We start from the raw sequence: 20,695 nt of genomic DNA on the forward strand, positions 1-20,695 counted from the left end.
TCGGACATGGCGATCTCCATCCACTCGTCACTGCGGTTCGGCGGGCCGGTGCCTGCCGTTGCCGAGAAAGCTAGGAAGCCCGGCCTGGCGATCGCTTCGGCGCCGGTATGGCACCGGTATCGGGCCAGCTCGCAACGGTGGGAGCACCCCCCGCCGGTTCCGGCCGGGGCCCGGGGGGCCGTCCTGAGCTGGGCCCATACCGCTGCCGAAGCATCGTCGGGCCGTCCTCGAACCGGTGCCGCGCAGCCTGGGTACGCGCCCTACGCGCCCCGGCCCCGAAGGAGGCGGCCCGCATGGAACTCGCCGAACTCGTCGCACGGCGGCCCTTCCCGGCCGCGGGTCTGCTCCTCGGACTCACCCGGCGCTGCCCGTTGAGCTGCGCGCACTGCTCGACCGGGTCGGGCCCGTTCACCCGCCAGGAGCCGGACGCCGGCCAACTGGAGCGTTTCGTCGCCTCGTTCACCGAGCAGAACCGGCCGGACGTGGTCATGCTGACCGGCGGCGAGCCGCTGCTGCTGCCCGGGCTCGCAGAGCGGCTGAGTACGCTGGCGCGGGCCGCCGGGTCCCGTACGGCCCTGCTCAGCGGCATGTTCTTCGCCCGGTCCGGGGGCCGGCCGGGCAGCCCGCCGAACGGGCGGCGGACCGGTCAGCGGGCCGGCCGCCGGGCCGGGGCGATTCCGCCCGCGATCCTGCGCGCGATCCGCTCCGTCGACCACTTCTCGGCCTCCCTGGACGTCCACCACGAGCGCGAGGTGCCCCGCGCCGACGTGTTCCGCGCCCTCCACCTCATCCGGGACGAGGGCGTGGCCGTGAGCCTCCACCTCACCGGAACGGGCGGCTCCGACCCGTATCTCACCGACATCACCCAGGCCGTACAGGGGGAGTTCGGGGGCAGGGTGCCGTGCCTGGTCAACGAGGTGCGGCCGTTCGGCCGGGCCGCGGCCTGGGCGCGGGCGGCCCGCACCGGCCCCGACCCCGCCGCGGCCTCCCCGTGCTCGATGGCCGCCTGGCCGGTGGTCGCCTTCGACGGACGGGTGCTGGCCTGCTGCAACCAGGACACCGTGGACCGGCGGCCGGTCCCGGCCCATCTGGACCTCGGCCACATCGCCGATGACGACTGGGGAACGGTGCGCCGCCGGTCGCTGGAGTCCCCGGTGCTGCGGATGCTCCGCACGGTCGGCCCCGCTCACCTGGCCGCCCGGTACGGCTCCGGTGCCGCGCGCGGCTCCTACTGCGACGGCTGCCGGGCGCTGGGCGGGGACGAGGCGGTGGCGGCGGGGGCCCGTGCGGTGGCGGGCGGGGCCGCCGGGGAACTGCTGGACCTGGCGGCCGCGCTGCACGGCTCCCGGGAGGGCGCGCGGGGCGTGGTGCGCCGCCACGGCTGCGCGACGTACGCGCCGCTGGTCCTCGCGGGCGGGCCGCCACCGCGGGAGACCGACGCGGGGGACGCCCGGTGAGCGCGGCGAGGCAGGCGGCCGGGGTCCCCGGAGCGGCCGCCCGGCTTCGGACCAAACTCCTGCTGCTGGAGCCGGAGTTCCGGGGCGCCACCCACCACATGTGGCGCGCGGAGGGGCTGTTGCCGCGCTACCGGACGTATCTGTGCACGATGCACGCCGTCATCCGCGCCTCCGTCCCCCTGATGGAGCTGGCCCTGGACCGCGCACGGCGACGGGTCTCGTCCGGCGATCCGTCGGCCGCCCCGCTCGCCGCGTATCTGGAGGAGCACATCCGGGAGGAGGAGGGGCACGACGCCTGGTTGCTGGAGGATCTGCGGGCGGCGGGCGGCACGCCCGGCGAGGCACTGGCCCCGATGCCCCCGCCCCTGGTCGCCGCGCTCGTCGGGGCCCAGCACTACTGGATCGAGCACCACCACCCGGTGGCCCTGCTCGGCTACATCGCCGTCCTGGAGGGCTACGCCCCCGCCCCCGGCCTCACCGACCGCATCGCCCGGCGGACCGGGCTGCCCGCCGCGGCCCTGCGGACCGTACGGGAGCACTCGGTGCTCGACACGGAACATCTGGACGAGCTGTACGCACTGCTGGACCGGCTGCCGCTGACCCGGGAGCTGGAGGCGACCGTGGCGGTCAGTGCGCTGCACTCCCTGGACGCGCTCACCCGGCTGTTCGTCCGGCTCGGGCGCTCCGTGGCGGCGCCGTCGCCACGGGGAGCCGGACCTGTCCCACCGATGGGAGTCACATCATGACCGGACCACCCGAGAGCGCCGGACGGCCGCCGCTGCCGGACGCGTTGTACGAGGCGGGCTTCCCCGTGGACCTGCTCACCGAGGAGCAGCGCGAGGTGCTGAACGCGCTGACCTCGCAGGAGCTGGCCCTGCTGCTCGACGTCAAGAGCCGACTGGACGCCGTGGGGCCGGAGGTCCAGGCGCACGGCGAGATCGCCGGGGGCGCACTGTTCTGACCCGCGACCGGTGACCGATCACCGGTACGGGCCCGGCGTCCGGTTCACCGCCGCCGGGCCCGTACCCGCCAGGGCGGAACATCCGGTCCACGCGCCGGGCCCGTACCCGCCAGGGCACGAACGTCCGGTGCACGCCGGGCCCGTGCCCGTCAGGGCGCCAGCCCCGGGTGACCCGCCGGACACCCCCTTGACCGCACGGCTCCCGGGAGAGAAGGACCCGCCATGAACTGCCCCTCGTGCCAGCAGGACCTGCCGTCGACGGCCCGGTTCTGCTCGTCCTGCGGGACCCGGTGCGCGAGCGCCGCGGCCGCCCCGGCCCCCGCCCCGCCCCCGGGGGACGAACGCAAGCCGGTGACCGTGCTCTTCTGCGACCTCGTCGGCTCCACGGCGCTGTCCGGGGTGCTCGATCCGGAAACGCTGCGGACGGTGACGCTGCGGTACTTCGAGGCGATGAGCGCGGAGATCACCGCCCGGGGCGGCACCCCGGAGAAGTTCATCGGTGACGCGGTGATGGCGGTGTTCGGGGTGCCAGTGGTCCGCGAGGACGACGCCCGCCGGGCGCTGGCGGCGGCGCTCGGGATGCGCCGGGCACTGGCCCGGCTGAACGAGGAGCTGGCCGCCACCCTCGGCATCGAGCTGGCCACCCGGGTCGGCGTCAACACCGGTCAGGTGGTGGCCGGTTCGGATGCGACCGCCCGGCAGGCGCTGGTGTCCGGGGAGACCGTGAACATCGCCGCCCGGCTGGAGCAGAACGCGGGCCGCGGCGAGATCCTCATCGGTCCGGGGACCCTGCTGGCCGCCGGTCCGACGGTCCGCGCCGAGCCCACGGGACCGCTGCGGCTGAAGGGCAAGCGGGAGAGCGTGGCGGCCTACCGGCTGCTGGCGCTGGGCGGCGACGACCCCGAGCTGCTGCGCCGCTTCGACGTGCCCTTCGTCGGCCGCCGCGCCGAACAACAGGCTCTGGACACGGCCCTGGAGCGGGCGGTGCGCGGCGGCGGCGGGCTGCTGCGGGTCACCGGGGAGGCGGGGATCGGCAAGACCCGGCTGGTACGGGAGTGGCTGACGCGGCGGTCCGCGTCCGGCGGCCTCTCGTACGGGGCGGGGCGGTGCCGCAGTTACGGGGACCACAGCACCCTCGCCCCGCTGGCCGACGCGGTCCGCTCCCTGCTGGCGTCCGGGCCGCCGGGCCCCTCCGGGGGCGGTACGCCGGGCGGGGAGGCCGGGGGTCCGGCCGTCGACGACGCGATGGCCCTGCTGTCCGGCGGGCTGCTGCGCGACGGTACGCCGAACGCCTCCTTCGAGGACATGTGCGCGGCCCTGACAGCGGTCCTGGACCAGGCCGCCCGGCGCCGCCCGGCCGTCCTGGTCCTGGACGACTGGCACGCGGCGGCCCCGCTGCTGGTCCGCACGGTGCGCCGCCTCACCGACGGGACGGGGTGCGCGGGCGTACTGGTGCTCTGCGCGGGACGGCCGGAAGAGCCGGAAGGGGGCGACGGGCCGGGCGGGGGCGGCGGACATCCCTGCGGGGCAGGGCAGTTCCAGCTCACCGGCCTCCCCAGGGAGGAGGCGGTCCTGCTCGCCGCCGGACTGGCCGGGCAGGGCGGCCGCCCCGGCCCGGTGGACGACCGGCTCCTGGCGCGGGCCGGGGGAAATCCGCTCTACCTGGAGCAGTTGCTGATCGGCGACCGGGCCGGCCCGGAGGGCGCCTGCCGCCCCGGCGAGGAACTGCCGCCCACCCTCCAGGCCCTGCTGGGCGCCCGGATCGGGGCCCTGGCCCGGCCGGAGCGCTCGGTGGTGGACCTGGCCGCCGTGATCGGCCGGGAGTTCACGGCCCCGGAGCTGGTCCGGCTGGAGCTGGCCGTACGGGCCGGGGAGGGCCAGGGCCCCGGCCCGCTCGACGGGGCGGCCGGGCCGGGCGCCGGGCACCGGCTGCGGGTCGAGGAGGCGTTGGCGGGGCTGGCCCGCCGCCGACTGGTGGAGTCGGGGCCGCCGGGCGGCGGCCGGGAGGCGGAGGCGTACCGCTTCAGCAGCGGTCTGGTGCACGAGGTGGCGTACGCCTCGCTGTCCAAGCGGGCCAAGGCGGAGCGGCACGCCTGGGCGGCGGAGCTGCCCAGTGTGCTGCGGAGCGGGGACGGAGCGGTCGGCGGGCACCTGGAGCGCGCCTACCGCTACCGCGCCGAGCTGGGCCTGCTGGACGACACGGCCCGGCGGCTGCGCGAACGGGCGGCCGCCGCACTGGGCCGGGCCGGTGCGCAGGCCGCCGCCCGGTCCGATCTGCACTGGGCGCACGGCCTGCTGGAGCGGGCGGTGGACCTCGGCCCCGGGGACGCGGCGGCGACGCGGCGGCTCGGCGAGGTGCGGGTGGCGCTGGGCCGGGCCCGGGAAGGGGCCGAACTGCTGCGGCGGGTACGGGACATGGGTGCCGATCCGGTGGAGGCGGCGCACGCCCGGCTGGCGCTGGCGGTGCTGCATCCGGATGGCCGCGGCCCCGGCCCGGCGGCCGTGGCCCGCGCCGTGCTGCCGGTGTTCGAGGCGGCCGGGGACGCGACCGGCCTGGCGCGCGCCCATCTGCGGCTCGCCCAGCAGTTCCAGCGGTCCGGGCGGCACGAGGAGGCGGAGCGGGACCAGGCCAGGGCCCTGGAGCAGGCCGTGGTGGCCGGTGCGGAGCCGGAGCGGGCCGGGGCACTGGGCGCGATCGGTGTCTCGCTGTGGCGCGGCCCCGTTCCGGCGCCCGCCGCCGTGGTCCGCTGCCGGACGCTGCTGGCGGCGCACGGAGCGGGCCGCCCCACGGTCCGGGTCACCCTCAACTGCCCGCTGGCGGTGCTGTACGCGCTCCGGGACCGGCCCGAGGAGGCGTCCGGCGCGCTGGCCGAGGCCGAACGACTGGCCGGGAGGCTGGGGTTCGCCGAGGCGGAGGTCTTCCTGCCGGTGTTCCGGGCCACGGTGGCGGCGCTGTTCGGCCGGAGCGAGGAGGCCCTCGCGCTGCTGGACCGGGCGGACGAGGCGGCCCGGCGCACCGGGGCGGCCGGGATGCGGACGGCGGTGGCGCTGGACGCGGCCCGCCTGGAGCTGGACCGGGGCCGGGCCGACCGGGCGGCCCGGTGGGTGGCGGACGTGGCCGACCCGGCGGAGCTGAGCCGGGCGGACGCGGTGGACCTGGCGGGTCTGCGGGCCCGGCTGACGGCGGCGGAGCGGCCCGGCGAGGCGCTGGGGCAGGCGGATCGGGCGGTGCGGGCCTCGCTGCTCACCGACTCCCCGCTGGTGCGGGCGACGGCCGAGCTGGACCGGGCGCACACCCTCGCCGCGCTGGGCCGGGAGACGGAGGCCCGGGCGTGCGCCCGGTCGGCCGAGGCCCACTTCAGGGGCAAGGGGCATCTGCCCGGGGCGCGACGGGCCGCGGGCTTCCTCGCCCGGCCGCCCTCGGCCGTGGCCACGACGAGAGAGCGGAGCTGACCGATGACGACCGCGGAACCGATGGGGGCGCGACCATGATCGGCGAGACTCCCGCCACGACGCGTACCGCCCCGGGGCAGGGGCTGACGTGGAGTCTGCGCGGGCGTGGCCCCAGCGACGTACCGGTGCTGGCGGACCGGGTGCCGCCGGGCGGCCGGCCCGCCGATACGGCCACCGGGCGCGGGGTCCGGGTGTGCGTGGTGGACTCCGGAGTGGAGCGGGATCATCCGCTGGTCGGCCCCCTGGCCGGTTCCTGGGTGGTGGTCAAGGACGGGGAGAGCGGGGAGATCACGGTGGAGTTCTTCGGTCCCGGCCAGAACGTGACCGTGCCGTGGCTGGGCGGCCGGACGATCCGCACCACGGGGAACAGCTTCGCCACCCCGTACGTCGCCGGGCTCTGCGCCCGGGTGCTGTCCGCGCATCCCCGGATGACGGCCTTCCAGCTCAAGAACGCCCTCTATCTGTCCGCGGCCAACGTGCGTCACGCGCCGCGTCCTTCCACAGCGGCAGGAGATATCCGTGATGACCCCGAGAACTGATTCCGCACCTCTCCTCTCCTCCCCCACGTCCTCCGCTCCCCCCACGCCCACCCCTGCCTCCGCCCCCGCCTCCGACGCCGACGCGCCGCGCAGCGAACTGCTCCAGTCGGTGGTCGACGTGGCCCGTGCCATCTTCGGGGCCGAGGCCAGTTCGGTCTTCCTGCTCGACGAGGAGGCGGACGAGCTGGTCTTCCAGGCGGTGTCCGGGCAGGGCGAGGAGTTCCTGGTGGGCCGCAGGTTCCCGGCCGGGCGGGGGATCGCCGGGTGGGTGGCGACCTCCGGGGAGCCGGTGGTGGTGGACGACCTGACCTCCGACGCCTCCTTCGACCGTTCGCTGGCGGAGTCGACCGCCTATGTGCCCAACGCCCTGATGGCGGCCCCGCTGATCAGCGACTCCCGCATCCTCGGTGTCCTGGAGGTACTGGACCCCTCCCCGCAGGCCCGGTCGAACCTGCGGGAGCTGGACCTGCTGGCGATGTTCGCCCGGCAGGCCGCCGCCGCCCTGCGGGTGATCACCCCGGAGCGGGTACGGGAGACGGAGCGGGTACGGGAGGCGGAGCATGTCCCGGCCCTGCCCGGGCAGGTGCTGGAGGGGGCGGAGCGCGAGGACGCGCTGAAGCTGCTGGGTAATCTGGAGCGGCTGCTGCGCGGCGCCGCCTGAACACACCGCTCGCGGCGCCTCGGCCGCCAGGGAGGGACACGCACGATGAAGCTCGCCTTCTCGACCCTCGGAGTGCCGGGGACGCCCCTCGCCGAGGTCGTCCGGCTGGCCGCCGGGCACGGCTACCAGGGCGTGGAGCTGCGCGTCCACCCCGAGGAGCCGGTACACCTGGGGCTCTCGCCGCTCGAACGCGCCGATGTCGTGGAGGTGTTCAAGGCCGCCGGGGTGGAGGTCCTGGCCCTCGCCGGGTACGTGAGGGTGGCCGCCGAGGGGGACGACGGACCGGTCCTGGCGGAACTGGCCGAGCTGGTGCGGCTCGCCCGGGACCTGGGGGCGCCGTACGTCCGGGTCTTCCCCGGCGGCGGCGATCAGGACCCGGAGGCGGCCGACGCGACCGCCGCCCGGAGGCTGGGGACCGCCGCGCCGTACGCCGCCGATCTGGGGGTGAGCATCCTGCTGGAGACGCACGACTCGCACCGTGCTGCGGTGGCCGCCGCCCGGGTCGTGGCCACGGTCGGGCATCCCCGGATCGGTGCGGTCTGGGACGTGCTGCACACGTGGCTCGCCGGTGAGGAGCCCGCCGCCAGCCATGCCGTGCTCGCCCCGCACCTGGGGTACGTCCAGGTGAAGGACGTCGCATCGGCGCGGGACCTCACCCCGTTGGCGCCGGGGGCCGGGGTGCTTCCGCTGGCGGCCTGCCTGGACGGGCTGGCTCCGGACGCGTGGGTGTGCTGGGAGTACGAGAAGCGCTGGCACCCGGAAGCGGCGGGGCTGCCGGGTCTGCTGGACGCGGGCCGCGACCACCTGTTGCGGCTGGGTGCGCCGAAGCAGTAGCCGGGGCCGCACCCGGCGCCCGGCAGCGATCTCTCCACCGGGAACGCGGGGCCGCCTTCAGACGGTGGCCCGTGACTCGGTGCGGGCACGGGAGGGCGGGGGCAGCGCCACGGTCTCCGTACGCACCACGCGCCAGATGTGGCTGGCCGGGCCGAGGCCTCCCAGGATCTGCGCCACGCTCCGGCTGCCCGGAGCCCCCTCCTGCCGGGCTCCGGCGCCGGAGCCCGTACCGACGTCCGCGCCCGGCCCCGGGTCCGGGTCCGGGACGGTTCCCGGGGCCGTCTCCGGGGCCGCCGCGTCCAGGACCGTGACCGTAGCCCCGTCGATGTCCTGCGGGCCGAGGCGGTCCAGGCTGGTCAGCTCCCGCACCCTGACCCCCGTCCGGGCCGCCCGCGCCAGGGCTGTGCTGGCCAGCGGGCCACCGCTCCGGCCGGTGACGAGGAGCGCGTCGGACTGGGCGAGGACGGAGCCGACCGCCGTGTCCAGGTCGTCCATCGTGTAGCACCACTCCCCCGGGTACTGTCCTCGCAGCCGCGGAAAGCGCCGACGCAGCACTCCGAGAATCCCCACCGCCTCGGAGACCACCGCCCCGGGAGCGACGACGAACGCGAGCCGGTCCGGGTCCCTCACCCACAGCGCCTCGGCCTGCCGTAAGGTCGCCGCCCGCATCACCTGGCCGACGGGCATGCGGCGCGGCCACGTACCGGAGCCGGTGACAGGCTCGCCCACGACGACAACCTCGTCCCCCAGGTCCGCCGAGCGGTGGAGCGAGCGCTCCGCGTACCCGGCCGACGGGCAGTCCCGGCCGACGGGGCACCCGCATGCCAGCCACCCGCCGTCACCGGCCGCCGCCTCACTGACGTGCAGAACCCGCCGGGTCCGCAGCACCGCGCCCCAGGACTCGATCTGGTGGCGCGCGAAGGCCAGTGCCGCGGCCTCGTCGCTGCGGGCCGCGACGGCGAGGCCGCGGTGTCCGCCCTCCGGGCTCTCGTAAGAGACCACGAAGACCGTCGTCGGCGGCCTCGGCTCCTGCCGCCCGCCGGGTCCCGACGCGGGCCACGGCAGCGTCGCCACCGCGAACCCGGCCCGGAGGGCATGGGCCGAGAGCAAGGGGTGGGCGGGGCAGTCCATCCAGCCTCGCCGGGGATGCCGCCATGTCGTCGCGACGGAGAGCGCCCCCGGGGCGATCCGGAGAGACGTGGAGGAGAAGACGTCGGAGCGTTTGCTTCGGTTCATACGATCCTGCCGATGGTCCGCGAGATCTGCGGGAGAAGTGGTGAGAGGGGTGAGAGGGGAGGAAGGGAGGGATGAAGGTTGCGGGAGGCGGTAGGAGAAGCGTGGGAGGCGGGGGGGGGACGCAGCTTGACGAAGATCGTCAAGCCCATCCAACCGAGCGGACCCGCCCCGGCCTTCCTGCGACGCCCGCCACTCACTCCCCTGGCGCAGCGCTCCGCCCGCGCCGCAGCTCGTGCGCGCGTGCGTGGAGCGCGGCCACCGCCGGGCTCGTGGTGTACGGACGGCTCATGGCGATCATCAGGCGCACCCGGTCGTCGGCCCGCGCGCTGTGGATACGAGGGTAGACGTCGAGGAACCTGTGCCAGGCATGGCACGCCTGTTCCAGGTGACCGATGGCCAGTCGGTTCTCCGCGAGCTCCGCGAGCCCCAGGGCGCGGGAGCGCCGTTCGTCGGCGGGGCGGTGGCGCAGGGAGATGTCGAGGGCGGCGGCTGCGGTGCGGCGGTCGCCCCGGCTCACCGCCACGGAGGCGCGCTGGAGCGCGAGCGAACCGAGGTGGAACGCGCCGACGGGGGAGTCACCGTTCGACGACCTCTCCAGACAGCGGTCGGCCGCCGCGAGGTGTCGGGCGTGCCGGCCGTCCCCCCGCGCGGCCAGGGCGACGGCCAGCTGGCCGTGGAAGAAGGCCTGCTGGTGGGGCGGGGCGTACCGGAGGCTTTCCTGTACGGCCTGTTCGGCGAGGTGGTGGGCCTCGCCGAAGTGCCCCAACGCGTGTGCCTGCACGCTCAGCCCGCGCAGCGCGAGGCCGTGCCCGATCCGGTCGCCCGCCTCCCGGGCTAGTTCGGCTCCGGTGAGGTAGAGGCGTTGGGCGGCGGCGTGGTGGTTCATGTCGAAGTGGGTGAACGCGCACAGATAGGTGAGCTGGGAGGCCACGGTGAGCAGTTCGCGCCGGACTCCCGGGGTCATCTCGCGCTTCAGCCAGGGCAGCACGGTGACCGACAGGTACTGGCGCAGCGGCTCGCGGACCCGGCCCGCGCCGAAGACGACGTCCCCCCGGGAGAAGAGGGCGAGCATCTCCCGGGCGGACATGACATGGGCCGTGCCCACCCGCCCGGCCATGCCTGCCTGCCTGACCGGGGCGGTCTGCCCGGCCGGGGCGGACCCGGCGGGCGGGGTGACCGGCGGTCCGGCCGGTGTCACCAGGGCGGCGAGCGAGTAGGCGCCGACGAGAGTGGCGCCGCGCCGGTCGACGGCGTTCAGCACGTGCTCCAGGCGTGGCACGGCACCCTCCTCACCGGCCGGCGCCACGGGGGCGCGGCCGGGGCTCCGGGGGGCGCTCAGCCCGGTGTCCTGCTCCCGCACCGTCCGGCCCAGTCGTCGGGAGAGGGCTTCGGCGACCAGGGAGGGCACGGGGCGGCGCGGGCGGCTGCCCGCGAGCCAGTGGGCCACCGCGGTGCGGTCGTAGTGCAGTACGTTCCCCTGCGCTGCGCCGAGCGCGTTGACCTCGCGCGCCAGCCGCGCACCGCTCCACCCGGCCTCGCCCAGGAGGATGCGCAGCGCCTGGTTCGGCGTACGGCGTGCTCGCACGCTCTCCACCCTCCCCCCATCGGCCGCCGAGGAGGCGCGGCCGTTCAACATCGTTCTGTTTTCAACATGCTGGCCGCCCGCCCCCGGCGGCATGGGCAGCCGCCTGCCGCAGACTCAGCGTGGAGGCCCTTCCCGGCCGCGCACAGTGCCCATCCGGGGCGCATGCCCTGGCGACCGTGCGCTCCTTGGCCCGGCGGGCCCGCCGAGCGGAGTTCCCGCCGCCCCTGTCACCGACCTCTTCTTCGCCGTGCGCCCTCCGCGCCGGTCCGCGATCCGTCCTCGTCCTTTCCTCTCCTCTCCGCTCCTCTCCCCTTCCGCCCCCGAGCCTCATCGGCCGTCTTCGATCGGAGGAACCATGAACACCGGCCCGTCCGTCCGGCCCGTCCATCTGTTTCCGGGCCAGGGCGACTTCTCCGTCAGCGCGCTGGTGAACGCCGCCCGCGCCGGTGACGAGCTGCGCACCGCCGTCCGCGAGGTCTTCGAACAGGTCGACCCGGTAGCGGAGGAGTGCGGGCTGCCTCCCCTCGGCCCCCGGCTGCTGGGGCCTGAGCCACCAAGCGGGCGCGACCTGGCGCTCGCCGCGCCCGGGGTCTCCCAACTGGCCCAGTTCGGTGCCTCGGTGGCCGTGCACCGGGCGCTGTGCCGGGCGTACGGGGAGCCGGTCGCGGCGGTCGGGGTGAGCTTCGGCGAGATCGCCGCGCTGACCGCCGCCGGGGTGTTCTCGGTCGGCGACGGCGCGCGCGCCGCCCACGACCTCGCGCTCGTCCTGACGTCGTGTCCCGGCGGGCTGACGGTCCTGGCCTGCTCGGAACGGTCCGCACACGTCCTGCTGGACCGGGCGGCGGCCGGGGACGCGGTGGTGGCCGTGGTCAACGACGAGGCGTCGGTGGTGGTCTCGGGACCGGTGGCGGCGCTGGCCCGGGTCGAGAAGGCGGCCGCGGACCGGCAGGTGGCCGCGGTGCGTCTGCGGCTGCCGTTCTCCTCGCACCATCCGTCGCTGGGTGCGGCGGCCGGGTCCTTCACCGCCGCGCTCCGGGCCTACCCCCGGTCGAAGGCACGCTTCCCGGTCCACTCGGCGGTGGCGGGCCGCCGCTACCGCCCCGGGGACGATCTGGCGGCGTGCCTGGCCGACTGCCTGATCCGACCGGCCGCCGTACCCGCCGTACTGCGCCAGCTGTCCGCGTACCGGCCGGGCGTCCTCTACGAGGCGGGCACGGGGGGCGCGCTCGCGTCCAGCGCCCGCAAGGTGCTGGACGCGCTGCCGTCCCCGGCTCCGCCGGTGCACGCCCCGCTCGCGGAACCCGGCTTCCCCTGGTGACCGGCCCCGCCACGGCCGTCCCCGGGCAGCCTCGCCCCGCCCGCCGGCCCGCACCGCAGGACCAGCACGACCGGCACCGCCCGCCCTCGAACCGGCCCATCCGCCCAGGAAACGAGCCCGCCCTCGAACCGGCCCATCCGCCCAGGAAACCCCCGCCCACCGGAGAACCCATGCCGCTGCTCACCTCCCTGCCCGAAAGCGCCCGTGACGAAGTGCGCCGACTGATCGAGGGCTTCTGCGATCCGCCGTCCCTCGCCGCCCTGTCCGCTCTGCGCGAAGCGCTCGCCGACGACCCCGGTCCGGTCCACGGGCCCGGCCGGGGTGAGGTGCTGCTGCGGCGGCTGCGGGCGATGAGCGAGGCGCTGCCGCCCGGCGCGGGCATCCTCGACGACCCCGCCCGGCTCGCCGCCGTCCACGCCTGTGCCGCCGTCGCCGACCCGCCCCTCTGCCTGGCGGGCCTGGTCCACCATCTGCTCTGCCTGGGCTCGCTGACCGAGCTCTCCGACGACCCCGAGGGTCTGGAGCCCCGGCTGTCGGCGCTGCGGGAAGGGCGCGCCAAGGGCGTCTACCTGATCACCGAGGTGGGCCAGGCCAACAGCCACCTCGCCACCGGCACCCGCGCCGACTTCGAACCGGCCGACGGCTCGTTCGTCCTGCACACTCCCGAGCCGGGCGCCGCCAAGTTCGGGAGCGCAGGTACGGAGGGCGTCGACCAGACGGGCGTGGTCCTGGCCCGGCTCTTCGTCGAGGGCGTCGACCGCGGGGTCTTCGCGTTCATGGTCGCTCTCACCGACGAGCGGGGTCCGCTCCCCGGGGTCGAGCTGTCCGCGCCGATCGCCCTGGACGCCCTGCCGCTCGACTACGTACAGGTACGGTTCCACCGCCTGCGGGTGGCGCGTGCCCACTGGCTGTCCGACGGGGCCCGGATCGGCCATGACGGCAGGACGACGTTCCACGATCCCGCCGGGTCCCCGGAGCAGCGCCTCCAACGGACCCTGCGGGTGGGGCAGGGGCTGTGGGCAGCCATGCCCGCCGTCGCCGCCGCCACCTCCCGCCGCTCCGCCGTCCGGGCCGTCGACTACGCCCGGCAGCGCCGTACTCAGAGCCGGCTCGCCCCCGGGGTGCCCCTGCTCGCGTACCGGAGCCAGCAGACCGTGCTCCTCGGTGCGCTGGCCGACGCGTTCGCCCTGACGTGCGCCGCCGACGGGGCCCTGTCCGTACGGAGGGGAGCCGGCAGCGCCGCGCCATCCCCGCCGGGCGGCGAGGAGGCCATGGGGTTCACGCCGTGGGCGGCCGTCAGCCGACCGTTGGCCGCCTACAAGGCCGTCACCGTCCGGACCGCCGCCCGCCTCACCGCCGAGTGCCAGCACCGGTGCGGCTTCTCGGGCCAGCTGACCGTGAACCGCCTCGCCGCCTACCAGAGCTTCCACCACGCCTTCGACACAGCGGGCGGCGACAGCCAGCTGATCTTCTACGACATAGGCCGCGCCCTCGTTGAGGAGGACCCGGGGAAGGAGCCGGAGCCGCAAGAGACCCCTGACCCCACCTCCCCGCACTGGTGGCCCACCCTCCTCCGACACCATCAGGCCGCTCTCACAGGGGAGTTGATACGGCGCGGTGCGGCCGATGCGTCCCTGGACCCCTTCGAGCGGTGGAACCCGCTGCTGGAGCAGGCCGGTGCCCTGGGCGAGGTCCGGGCCGTGCTGCTCATGGCCGATGACGTCACCCGCGTACTGGAACGGCTCCGCGACCCCGGCCTCGTCCGGGCCCTGACTCCCCTGGCCGCCCTGCACGGCGTCCTCTCCGCCCGCCGCTGGGCCGGTCCACTGCTCGCCCTCGGGACCCTGGAACCGGCGGAGTTCGAGGCGCTGCCCGGCGTCGTCCACCGGCTGTGCGATGCCGTGATGGAGCGACTGCCACTGTTGGTCGAGATATTCGACGAGCAGGGCGAGCGGGACGCCCTGGACGCCGCGCTCATCTGGACGCGCGGGGCCACCTCATGACCGCCGCCCGCCGCATCGGAGTCCTCGGCCTGGGCACCCACCTCCCGCCCGGCGTCCGCACCAACGAGGACGTGGCCCGCGATGCCGGAGTGACCGCCCAGTGGATCGGCGAGCGCACCGGAGTCCTCACCCGTCACGTCGCGGGCCCCGACGAGGCGGCGTCCGACCTTGCCGCCCACGCGGTCCGGTCGGCGGTCCAGGCCGCGGGTATCGACGCCGCCGACATCGGCCTGCTGGTCTGCGCGACCTCGACCCCCGACGAGCTGGGGCCCGCCACCGCGTGCCGTGTCCAGGCCGCCGTGGGCGCGCACCGGGCCGTCGCCCTCGACGTCGGCGCGGCCTGCTCCGGCTGGCTGTTCGCGGCCAAGGTCGCCCACGACTGGCTGCGCGGCGCCGAGCAGGACGGCTACGCGGTGGTGGTCGGGGTGGAGGCGTACTCCAAGTTCCTGGACCGCGCCGACCGGGGCACCTCGGTGCTCTTCGCCGACGGGGCGGCCGCCACCGTACTGGGGGCGGTGGACGAACCGTACGGGTTCGCGGACTTCCGGCTCGGCTCCGACGGGACGCAGGCCGGGCTCGTCCTGATCCCGGGCGGTGGCAGCCGACTGCCCGCCGCCCCGACCACGCTCGCCGCCGGGAACCACCACATCCGCATGGACGGGCGGAGCGTCAGCCGCTTCATCGTCGACGTGCTGCCCCGGCTGATCACCGAGGCACTCCACCGGGCCGGTCTCAGTGTGAAGGACATCGCGTGCTTCGTCTGCCACCAGCCCAACCCCGTACTGCTGCGGCGGCTCGGCGGCGAGCTCGGCATCCCCCCGGACCGGCTGGTCGTCGTCGGTGACGAGGTCGGCAACATCGGGGCCGCCAGCGCCGCGTACGCGCTCGCCGCCGCTGCCGCCCGGCACGGGCTGCGGCCCGGGGACCGGGTGCTGCTCACCGTGTTCGGCGCCGGGATGACCTGGGGCAGCGCACTCCTCACCTGGAGCGGGGCCCGCGCGCTGATGCCCCTGCCCACGCCCACCTGCGACCCCTCCGTATCGAACGTGTCAGAAAGGAACCTGCCATGAACGCTGTGGACCTCTTCCGCCTTGACGGTGCCCGCGCCCTGGTGACCGGCGGCTCGCGGGGCATCGGCCGGGCCGTAGCGGAAGGCCTCGCCGACGCGGGGTGCGACCTGGTGGTGACCGCCCGGACGCTGTCCGCCCTCGACTCCACCGTACGGGCGGTGGAGGACCGGGGCCGCAAGGCCGTCGCCCTCGACGGGGACCTCGCCGAACCGGGCGTGGCGGCAGCCCTGGTCGACCGGGCCGCCGCGGCGCTCGGCGGGCTCGACGTCGTCGTGCACAACGCGGGCACCCTGCCCACGGCCGAGGACGGCAGCCCGCTGCTTCTGCCGCTCCAGCACGCCGAGCAAGGGGACTGGGAGACGGTGATCACCGTCAACCTCAACGCCACGGCCGCCGTCTGCCGGGCGTCCCACCCCTATCTGCTGGAGTCGGCGCGGGCGAGCCTGGTCCTGATGTCCTCCGTCGCCGGGGTCGTCGGCACCCCGATGATGGAGGCGTACGCGGCCACCAAGGCCGCCCAGTTGTCGCTGGCGCGCAGCCTGGCCGTCGGCTGGGCCCGGCAGGGAATCCGCGTCAACGCGCTCTGCCCGGGATGGACGCGTACGGACATGACCACGTTCGCCAGCGAGGCCGACGTCCTGTCGGACTGGCTCACCAGCCATGTGCCGATGGGCCGTTGGGCCACGACGGACGAGGTGGTCGGCGCTGCCCTCTTCCTCGCCTCCCCCGCCGCGTCGTTCGTGACCGGCCACGCGCTGGTCGTCGACGGGGGGCTGGCCGTGCCGGACGGTGGTCTGGCCGGCCACCCGAAGCCGTCCTCGCCCTTCGCGGCGTCCTGAGGTCCGAGGCCTGAGCATGCAGACCACGCGCACCACCACCGCCGTCGTCTCCGGTGTCGGCTCCTGCCTCCCGCCGCCCGTGGTCGACAACGAGGCCGTCATCGCGCGCGGCGCGCTGCTGACCGACGCCGACTGGATCCGGGGCCGCACCGGGATCGAGCGCCGCCGCCATGCCCCGCCCGGTACGAGCACCGGCGACCTGGCGGTCGGCGCGGGCCGGGCGGCGCTCGCCTCGGCCGGGGGCGCCCGCCCGGACCTCGTCCTGCTGGCCACCTCCACCCCCGACCACCCCTGCCCGGCGACCGCCCCGGAGGTCGCCCACCGGCTCGGGCTCGGGACCGTGGCCGCGTTGGACGTGTCGGCGGTCTGCTCGGGGTTCCTGTACGCGCTGGCCGTGGCGACCGGCCTGGTACGCGGCGGGATGTGCGCCACACCCCTGGTCATCGCGGCGGAGACCTACACCGCCATCGTCGACCCGTCCGACCGGACGACCGCCCCGATCTTCGGTGACGGGGCCGGTGCCGTGCTCCTGCGGTCCGGCGTACCGGACGAGCCCGGGGCCGTCGTCGCCACCGACCTCGGCGCGGACGGCAGCGGGCGGGCCGCGATCACGATCCCGGGCGGCGGCGCCCGTCACCCCCGCCATCTGCCGCCGCCCGCCCCGGACGCGCACTTCTTCCACATGGAGGGCCGTGCCGTCTACGCGCACGCCGTGCGCCGTATGACACAGTCCTCCGAGGCCGTGCTGCGGCGGGCGGGCTGGACGGCCGACTCCGTAAGGGCGTTCATCGGCCACCAGGCCAACCAGCGCATCCTGGACTCCGTCGGCGACCGGCTGGGGATCGCGCCCGCGTACCGGTTCGGCAACATCCGCGAGCTCGGCAACACCGCCGCCGCCTCCATCCCCCTCGTCCTCGCCGACCCCGCCGTTCAGCGGGCGCCCGGTGAACGCTGCCTGCTCACCGCGTTCGGCGGCGGCTTCACCTGGGCGTCCGCCGCGCTGACCTGGCCCGGTGTCAGTCCGCTGGCCGAGGAGCCGGACGCGGCCACGCCTCTTCGTACCACCCCTTCCGTACCGCCACGACCCCTGTGAGGAGCCCCCGATGGAGCACGTCTACACCCACCTCGTGACCCTGCTCGGCGACAAGTTCGAGGTCGCCGCCGATCTCATACGCCCCGATGCCACCCTCGGCGACCTGGAACTGGACTCCCTGGCCGTGGTGGAGCTCTACGTCACCCTCCAGGAGGAGTGGGGCGTCCCGCTCGACGACTCAGAGGCCGCCGCCGAACTGACCGTCGACGAGGTGGCCCGCTCGGTGGCGGAACTGCTCGACGCGGACCGGGCGTCCGGGGCCACACCGTGAGCGAGGACATCGCCGTCACCGGGGTCGGCCTGGTGACACCCGGCGGCATCGGCACCGAAGCGACCTGGAGAGCGGTGTGCGCCGGGCTGGCGACGGCGCGTACCGACCCCCTCCTGGCGGACGCGGGCGCGCCGGTGCGGCTCTCGTGCCGGGTACCGCCGCAGGAGCGGATACGGGGGCGGCTCTGGCGCTTCGACCCCGCCACCCGTTTCCTGCTCACCGCCGCCCGCGAGGCCCTCGCCTCGGCGCGGCTCGATCCGGCCGAGTGGACGCCGGGGCGGGTCGCGGTGGTCGTGGGCACGGCGGCGGGCGGCATCGGCACCCTGGAGACCCAGCACCGCAAACTGCTCACCTCCGGACCCGGCGCACTCTCCCCCATGACGCTGCCCGCGTTCCTGCCCAACATGGCCGCCGGGCAACTCGCCCTCGAACTCGGCTCCACCGGGCCCTCGTTGCAGACCTCGACGGCCTGCGCCTCGGGCGCGACAGCGATCATCACGGCCTGTCTGCTGCTACGGGCGGGGGCGTGCGACATCGCCGTCGCGGGCGGCACGGACGCCATGGTCACACCTCTGTGCGCCTCGGCGTTCGCCAAGATGGGCGCACTGTCCCGGCGCGAGCGCGACCCCGGTGGCGCCTCGCGCCCGTTCGACCTGGACCGCGACGGTTTCGTGCTGGGCGAGGGCTGCGGGGTGCTCATTCTGGAGCGCGCGGACCACGCCGCCGCCCGGTCGGTCCGACCGAAGGCGCTCCTCGCCGGGTACGGGGCCACCGGCGACGCCCACCACCCCACCGCACCGCACCCCGAGGGCGCGGGTCTGCGGGCCGCGACCGGGGAGGCGCTGGCCCGGGCGGGGCGCACCCCGGGCGAGGTCGACCACATCAACGCCCACGGCACGAGCACCGCGCTCAACGACGCGGTGGAGGCCACGGCGATCCGGAAGCTGTACGGCTGCGGGGACGGCCCTTCGGTCACCTCGGCCAAGGGCGTCCTGGGGCACACCATGGGGGCGGCGGGCGCGATCGAGGCGGCGCTGACCGTGCTGAGCATCGCCCGCGCGACCGTTCCCCCCACGGCCAACTTCACGGCCCCTGACGACGCCACGGCAGGCATCGACATCGTCCGCACCGCCGCCCGGCCCCAGCGCGTCCGTCTCGCCCTCAGCCACTCCCTGGGCTTCGGCGGACACAACACGGTCCTCGCCCTCACGGGCGTCTGACGGGGTGCGCCGTGGGCGGGGCGGCGAGCCGTCACTCGTTCGCGCGCGTGTCGCTCCGCCTGCGGCCGGGCCCCTTGACCGGAAGTTACTTTCCCTATAAGCGTACCTTCTTGGAAGTTTCTTTCACCTCCGGGAAGGAGCTCACGTGCCCCACCGCACCTCCAGACGCACCCTCCTCACCGCCACCGCGGCCGCCACCGCGGCGGCGGCCACCGGCGTCCTCGCCGCACCCGGCACCGCATCAGCGCACCCCGCGAACACCCACACCGACCGCCGGCTGCGGCGGATCATCGCCGGGATGAGCCTGGAGGAGAAGGTCGGCCAGCTCTTCGTGACGCGGGTGTACGGACACTCCGCCACCGACCCGGACCAGGCCGACATCGACGCGAACCTCGAAGAGATCGGGGTCCGCAACGCCGCCGAGCTGATCTCCACGTACCACGTCGGCGGCATCATCTACTTCACCTGGGCGCGCAACACCCGCGACCCGCACCAGATCGCCGACCTCTCCAACGGCCTCCAGCGCGCCGCCCTCGCCGAGCGGCACCGCGTCCCGCTGATCGTCTCCACCGACCAGGAACACGGCATCGTCTGCCGGGTCGGCGAACCCGCCACGCTGCTGCCGGGCGCGATGGCCCTGGGTGCGGGCGGCTCGCCCTCCGACACCCGCCGGGCCGCCTGGATCGCGGGCACCGAGCTGGCCGCGCTCGGCATCAACCAGAACTACGCCCCGGACGCCGACGTGAACGTCGACCCGGCCAACCCGGTCATCGGCGTACGGTCCTTCGGCTCCGAACCCGAGACGGTCGCCGGCCTGGTCGCGGCCCAGGTGAGGGGGTATCAGGGCGCCGGGATCGCGTCGACCGTCAAACACTTCCCCGGACACGGCGACACCAGCACCGACAGCCACACCGGACTGCCGGTCATCGAGCACACCCGCGCGCAGTGGGAGGAGCTGGACGCCCCGCCGTTCCGCGCCGCGATCCGCGCCCGCATCGACGCGGTCATGACCGCACACATCGTGGTCCCCGCACTCGACCCGGCCGAGGACCCGGCCACGCTCTCCCGGCCGATCCTCACCGGCATCCTCCGCGAGGAGCTGGGCTTCGACGGGGTCGTCGTCACGGACTCGCTCGGCATGGAGGCGGTGCGCATGAAGTACGGCGACGACCGCGTCCCGGTGCTCGCCCTGCTGGCGGGCGTGGACCAGCTGCTGAACCCGCCGAATCTCTCCGTCGCCTGGAACGCGGTGCTGGAGGCGGTCAGAAGTGGCGAGATCAGTGAGACGCGGGTCGAGGAATCGATCCTGCGCATCCTCCGGCTCAAGAGCCGACTGGGCCTGTTCCGCGATCCGTTCGTCAGCCGCCGGGGCGTGGACCGTACCGTCGGCATCCGTGCCCACCTGGCCGCCGCCGACCGGATCGCCGAGCGCACGACGACCCTGCTGGAGGACCCCGGCTCCCTGCTTCCGCTCTCCCGCCGCTCCCACCGCGACCTCCTGGTGGTGGGTGCCGATCCCGCCTCCCCCTCAGGGACGACGGGCCCGCCGACCAGCACCCTGGCCCACGCGTTCGGCGAACTGGGATTCGCCGCACGGGCGTTGTCCACCGGAACGGCCCCGGACCAGGCGAAGACCGCCGAAGCCGTGGCCGCCGCGCAGGGCAAGGACGCGGTGATCGTGGCGACGTACAACATCACGGCGGGCAACTCGCAGCGCACCCTCGTCACCGCCCTCGTGGCGACCGGCGTCCCGGTGATCACCATCGCGATCCGCAACCCCTACGACATCGCCCATCTCACCGGGACCGGGATCGCGGCCGCCCTCGCCGCGTACTCCTGGACGGACGTCGAACTGCGCGCCGCCGCCCGGGTGATCGCGGGCCACGCCGACCCGCGGGGCGGACTGCCGGTTCCGGTACAGCGAGCGGACGACCCGACGCGGGTGCTGTACCCGGCGGGCCACGGGCTGTCGTACCGGCCCCATGCGGTCCGGACGCCGGCGGTGCCCCGCCGCTGACGCCATGCACCCCGCGCACCGGCGTCGTCGCACTGCTGCCGGTGGGGGGGGGGGGGGGGGGGGGGGGGGGGGGGGGGGGGGGGGGGGGGGGGGGGGGGGGGGGGGGGGGGGGGGGGGGGGGGGGGGGGGGGGGGTGGG

Annotated in this window: 17 protein-coding genes; 15 read left to right on the forward strand and 2 right to left on the reverse strand. The window is 75.6% G+C overall.

All coding sequences use genetic code 11. The annotated features are described in order from the left end of the window. Positions 1 to 293: 293 nt before the first annotated feature. The 7 genes from ACZ5WC_RS31765 (at position 294) to ACZ5WC_RS31795 (ending at position 7,905) form a co-directional block, all read left to right on the forward strand. Positions 294 to 1,457, forward strand: a complete 1,164-nt coding sequence (locus ACZ5WC_RS31765) for a radical SAM protein (RefSeq protein WP_468544062.1) — start codon at positions 294 to 296, stop codon at positions 1,455 to 1,457. A gap of 62 nt (positions 1,458 to 1,519) precedes the next feature. Beyond that, the gene (locus tag ACZ5WC_RS31770; protein ID WP_468544079.1) at positions 1,520 to 2,203 is read left to right on the forward strand and encodes an iron-containing redox enzyme family protein; all 684 of its coding nucleotides are present in this window, start codon (positions 1,520 to 1,522) and stop codon (positions 2,201 to 2,203) included. After that, positions 2,200 to 2,418, forward strand: a complete 219-nt coding sequence (locus ACZ5WC_RS31775; RefSeq protein WP_468544063.1) for an aroma-sacti cluster domain-containing protein — start codon at positions 2,200 to 2,202, stop codon at positions 2,416 to 2,418. Before ACZ5WC_RS31770 ends, ACZ5WC_RS31775 begins: the two co-directional genes overlap by 4 nt. A 222-nt stretch (positions 2,419 to 2,640) precedes the next feature. After that, on the forward strand, positions 2,641 to 5,871 hold the full coding sequence (locus ACZ5WC_RS31780) for an adenylate/guanylate cyclase domain-containing protein (protein WP_468544064.1): 3,231 nt from the start codon (positions 2,641 to 2,643) through the stop codon (positions 5,869 to 5,871). Between the two features lie 35 nt (positions 5,872 to 5,906). After that, a complete protein-coding gene (locus tag ACZ5WC_RS31785) occupies positions 5,907 to 6,410 on the forward strand; it encodes a S8 family serine peptidase (protein ID WP_468544065.1) in 504 nt (167 codons plus the stop codon). After that, on the forward strand, positions 6,394 to 7,071 hold the full coding sequence (locus ACZ5WC_RS31790; RefSeq protein ID WP_468544066.1) for a GAF domain-containing protein: 678 nt from the start codon (positions 6,394 to 6,396) through the stop codon (positions 7,069 to 7,071). Before ACZ5WC_RS31785 ends, ACZ5WC_RS31790 begins: the two co-directional genes overlap by 17 nt. Positions 7,072 to 7,116: 45 nt before the next feature. Continuing rightward, positions 7,117 to 7,905 carry a sugar phosphate isomerase/epimerase family protein gene (locus ACZ5WC_RS31795; RefSeq protein WP_468544067.1) on the forward strand — a complete coding sequence of 263 codons (789 nt, stop codon included), beginning with the start codon at positions 7,117 to 7,119 and terminating at the stop codon, positions 7,903 to 7,905. Positions 7,906 to 7,962: 57 nt separating this feature from the next. Here the strand turns inward: ACZ5WC_RS31795 and ACZ5WC_RS31800 are convergent, their stop codons facing one another. Continuing rightward, positions 7,963 to 9,141, reverse strand: coding sequence for a 4-hydroxy-3-methylbut-2-enyl diphosphate reductase (locus tag ACZ5WC_RS31800; RefSeq protein ID WP_468544068.1), 1,179 nt, complete (start codon positions 9,139 to 9,141; stop codon positions 7,963 to 7,965). A gap of 193 nt (positions 9,142 to 9,334) precedes the next feature. After that, positions 9,335 to 10,726 (reverse strand): tetratricopeptide repeat protein, encoded by a 1,392-nt coding sequence (locus ACZ5WC_RS31805; RefSeq protein WP_468544069.1) that lies wholly within the window; start codon positions 10,724 to 10,726, stop codon positions 9,335 to 9,337. A 355-nt stretch (positions 10,727 to 11,081) separates the two neighbouring features. Here ACZ5WC_RS31805 and ACZ5WC_RS31810 point away from each other — a divergent pair, with 355 nt between their 5' ends. The 8 genes from ACZ5WC_RS31810 (at position 11,082) to ACZ5WC_RS31845 (ending at position 20,557) form a co-directional block, all read left to right on the forward strand. Beyond that, the gene (locus ACZ5WC_RS31810; protein ID WP_468544070.1) at positions 11,082 to 12,044 is read left to right on the forward strand and encodes an acyltransferase domain-containing protein; all 963 of its coding nucleotides are present in this window, start codon (positions 11,082 to 11,084) and stop codon (positions 12,042 to 12,044) included. A gap of 170 nt (positions 12,045 to 12,214) precedes the next feature. Then, positions 12,215 to 14,047, forward strand: a complete 1,833-nt coding sequence (locus ACZ5WC_RS31815; protein ID WP_468544071.1) for an acyl-CoA dehydrogenase family protein — start codon at positions 12,215 to 12,217, stop codon at positions 14,045 to 14,047. Next, the gene (locus ACZ5WC_RS31820) at positions 14,044 to 15,117 is read left to right on the forward strand and encodes a 3-oxoacyl-ACP synthase III family protein (protein WP_468544072.1); all 1,074 of its coding nucleotides are present in this window, start codon (positions 14,044 to 14,046) and stop codon (positions 15,115 to 15,117) included. The genes ACZ5WC_RS31815 and ACZ5WC_RS31820 overlap by 4 nt, the downstream gene beginning before the upstream one ends. Next, positions 15,114 to 15,956 carry an SDR family NAD(P)-dependent oxidoreductase gene (locus ACZ5WC_RS31825; protein WP_468544073.1) on the forward strand — a complete coding sequence of 281 codons (843 nt, stop codon included), beginning with the start codon at positions 15,114 to 15,116 and terminating at the stop codon, positions 15,954 to 15,956. The genes ACZ5WC_RS31820 and ACZ5WC_RS31825 overlap by 4 nt, the downstream gene beginning before the upstream one ends. A 16-nt stretch (positions 15,957 to 15,972) precedes the next feature. Beyond that, positions 15,973 to 17,049: a beta-ketoacyl-ACP synthase III gene (locus ACZ5WC_RS31830; RefSeq protein WP_468544074.1), complete on the forward strand. Its 1,077-nt coding sequence runs from the start codon at positions 15,973 to 15,975 to the stop codon at positions 17,047 to 17,049. 10 nt (positions 17,050 to 17,059) lie between these two features. Next, on the forward strand, positions 17,060 to 17,320 hold the full coding sequence (locus ACZ5WC_RS31835) for an acyl carrier protein (protein ID WP_468544075.1): 261 nt from the start codon (positions 17,060 to 17,062) through the stop codon (positions 17,318 to 17,320). Then, positions 17,317 to 18,540, forward strand: coding sequence for a beta-ketoacyl-[acyl-carrier-protein] synthase family protein (locus tag ACZ5WC_RS31840; protein ID WP_468544076.1), 1,224 nt, complete (start codon positions 17,317 to 17,319; stop codon positions 18,538 to 18,540). The genes ACZ5WC_RS31835 and ACZ5WC_RS31840 overlap by 4 nt, the downstream gene beginning before the upstream one ends. A 145-nt stretch (positions 18,541 to 18,685) precedes the next feature. Beyond that, positions 18,686 to 20,557 (forward strand): glycoside hydrolase family 3 protein, encoded by a 1,872-nt coding sequence (locus ACZ5WC_RS31845; RefSeq protein WP_468544077.1) that lies wholly within the window; start codon positions 18,686 to 18,688, stop codon positions 20,555 to 20,557. Positions 20,558 to 20,695: the final 138 nt, after the last annotated feature.

Source organism: Streptomyces sp. NPDC033165 (assembly GCF_055577965.1).

Coding starts and splice junctions, on each gene's coding strand:
- ACZ5WC_RS31765 (WP_468544062.1), top strand. CDS start 294: ATGGAACTCGCCGAACTCGTCGCACGGCGGCCCTTCCCGGCCGCGGGT.
- ACZ5WC_RS31775 (WP_468544063.1), top strand. CDS start 2,200: ATGACCGGACCACCCGAGAGCGCCGGACGGCCGCCGCTGCCGGACGCG.
- ACZ5WC_RS31780 (WP_468544064.1), top strand. CDS start 2,641: ATGAACTGCCCCTCGTGCCAGCAGGACCTGCCGTCGACGGCCCGGTTC.
- ACZ5WC_RS31785 (WP_468544065.1), top strand. CDS start 5,907: ATGATCGGCGAGACTCCCGCCACGACGCGTACCGCCCCGGGGCAGGGG.
- ACZ5WC_RS31790 (WP_468544066.1), top strand. CDS start 6,394: ATGACCCCGAGAACTGATTCCGCACCTCTCCTCTCCTCCCCCACGTCC.
- ACZ5WC_RS31795 (WP_468544067.1), top strand. CDS start 7,117: ATGAAGCTCGCCTTCTCGACCCTCGGAGTGCCGGGGACGCCCCTCGCC.
- ACZ5WC_RS31800 (WP_468544068.1), bottom strand. CDS start 9,141: ATGAACCGAAGCAAACGCTCCGACGTCTTCTCCTCCACGTCTCTCCGG.
- ACZ5WC_RS31810 (WP_468544070.1), top strand. CDS start 11,082: ATGAACACCGGCCCGTCCGTCCGGCCCGTCCATCTGTTTCCGGGCCAG.
- ACZ5WC_RS31815 (WP_468544071.1), top strand. CDS start 12,215: ATGCCGCTGCTCACCTCCCTGCCCGAAAGCGCCCGTGACGAAGTGCGC.
- ACZ5WC_RS31820 (WP_468544072.1), top strand. CDS start 14,044: ATGACCGCCGCCCGCCGCATCGGAGTCCTCGGCCTGGGCACCCACCTC.
- ACZ5WC_RS31825 (WP_468544073.1), top strand. CDS start 15,114: ATGAACGCTGTGGACCTCTTCCGCCTTGACGGTGCCCGCGCCCTGGTG.
- ACZ5WC_RS31830 (WP_468544074.1), top strand. CDS start 15,973: ATGCAGACCACGCGCACCACCACCGCCGTCGTCTCCGGTGTCGGCTCC.
- ACZ5WC_RS31835 (WP_468544075.1), top strand. CDS start 17,060: ATGGAGCACGTCTACACCCACCTCGTGACCCTGCTCGGCGACAAGTTC.